The organism is Streptomyces sp. UNOC14_S4 (assembly GCF_020740835.1).
Lineage (GTDB): Bacteria > Actinomycetota > Actinomycetes > Streptomycetales > Streptomycetaceae > Streptomyces.
This window is the reverse complement of the sequence record NZ_JAINFC010000852.1, coordinates 1-1,878: the sequence shown is the minus strand read 5'-3', so window position 1 is coordinate 1,878 and position 1,878 is coordinate 1. Positions and strand designations below refer to the sequence as shown.

Here is a 1,878-nt window from a genome sequence, read left to right as displayed (position 1 = left end):
CACCTGATCGGACCTTCCATGTCGGCATCCGTTCCCGGCCCCTCCTCCCCCCTCGACCACCCGCCGGTGCGCTCCGAGCACGACCTCCTCGGCGACCGGGAGGTCCCGGCGGCCGCGTACTACGGTGTCCACACCCTGCGGGCGGTGGAGAACTTCCCCATCACCGGCACCCCGATCTCCGCGTACCCCGACCTCGTCGTCGCCCTGGCCTCGGTCAAGCAGGCCGCCGCCCAGGCCAACCGCGACCTCGGGACGCTGGACGGGCGCAAGGCGGACGCCATCGTGCGGGCCTGCGAGGAGATCCGCGCCGGCCGCCTCCACGACCAGTTCGTCGTGGATGTCATCCAGGGCGGCGCGGGCACCTCCACCAACATGAACGCCAACGAGGTCGTCGCCAACCGGGCGCTGGAGCTCCTGGGCCACGCCAAGGGCGAGTACCACCACCTGCACCCGCTGGAGGACGTCAACGCCGGGCAGAGCACCAACGACGTCTACCCGACCGCCGTCCGCCTCTCCCTCCAGCTCGCCGCCGCCCGGCTGCTGGAGGCCATGGAGGTGCTGCGCGAGGCCTTCGCGGCCAAGGCCGCGGAGTTCGACGACATCCTGAAGATGGGCCGCACCCAGCTCCAGGACGCGGTGCCCATGACGCTCGGCCAGGAGTTCGCGGCCTACGCCGTGATGCTCGCCGAGGACCGGGCGCGCCTGGCCGAGGCCTGCGCGCTGCTGAGCGAGATCAACCTCGGCGGCACCGCCATCGGCACCGGCCTCAACGCCCACCCGCACTACCCCGCCGCGGCCTGCGGCCACCTGAGCGAGATCACCGGCATCCCGCTCGCCGTCGCGGGCGACCTCGTCGAGGCCACCCAGGACATGGGCGCGTTCGTCCAGCTCTCCGGCGTGCTCAAGCGGATCGCCGTCAAGCTCTCCAAGACCTGCAACGACCTGCGCCTGCTCTCCTGCGGCCCGCGCGCCGGTCTCGCCGAGATCAACCTGCCGCCGGTGCAGGCGGGTTCGAGCATCATGCCGGGCAAGGTGAACCCGGTGATCCCCGAGGTGGTCAACCAGATCGCCTTCGAGGTCATCGGCAACGACGTGACCGTCACCATGGCCGCCGAGTCCGGCCAGCTCCAGCTCAACGCCTTCGAGCCGGTCATCGCGCACAGCCTGCTCAAGAGCCTGACGCACCTGCGGGCCGGGTGCCTGACCCTCGCCGAGCGGTGCGTCAGCGGCATCACCGCCAACCGCGAACACCTGGCACAGCTCGTCGGGCAGTCCATCGGCCTGGCCACCGCGCTCAACCCGCACATCGGCTACGAGCAGGCCACCGCCGTCGCCCAGGAGGCGCTGACCACCGGCGCGTCGGTGCACGACCTGGTCCTGGCCAAGGGCCTGCTCACCCCAGAACGGCTCCAGGAGATCCTCCACCCGGACAACCTGGCCCGCCCGCACGCCCAGGCCACCACGGCCTGATTCCCCCCCCACCACCAGAAGCAGAAGAAGGAAGTACCACCCCGATGGCAACGGCGCCCAGCGTCTCGTACTCGATGACCGTCCGACTGGAGGTCCCCGCAGGTGGGACGGCCGTCAGCCAGCTCACCAGGGCCGTGGAGTCCTCCGGCGGGTCCGTGACCGGCCTGGACGTGACCGCCTCCGGTCACGAGAAGCTGCGGATCGACGTGACCATCGCCGCCACCTCCACCGCGCATGTCGACGAGATCGTGGACGAGCTCCGTGGCATCGAGGGCGTGGCGGTGGGCAAGGTCTCCGACCGCACCTTCCTGATGCACCTGGGCGGCAAGATCGAGATGGCGTCCAAGCACCCCATCCGCAACCGTGACGACCTGTCCATGGTCTACACCCCCGGTGTCGCCCGGGTGT

General features: G+C 70.8%; 1 protein-coding gene and 1 pseudogene. Both read left to right on the top strand.

What is annotated here, in order from left to right:
• Nucleotides 1-18 precede the first annotated feature (18 nt).
• The gene (gene aspA / locus K6I34_RS36460) at nucleotides 19-1,470 is read left to right on the top strand and encodes an aspartate ammonia-lyase (RefSeq protein WP_229332313.1); all 1,452 of its coding nucleotides are present in this window, start codon (nucleotides 19-21) and stop codon (nucleotides 1,468-1,470) included.
• A gap of 44 nt (nucleotides 1,471-1,514) precedes the next feature.
• Nucleotides 1,515-1,878: pseudogene (locus K6I34_RS36455) on the top strand (NAD-dependent malic enzyme); the annotation flags it as partial.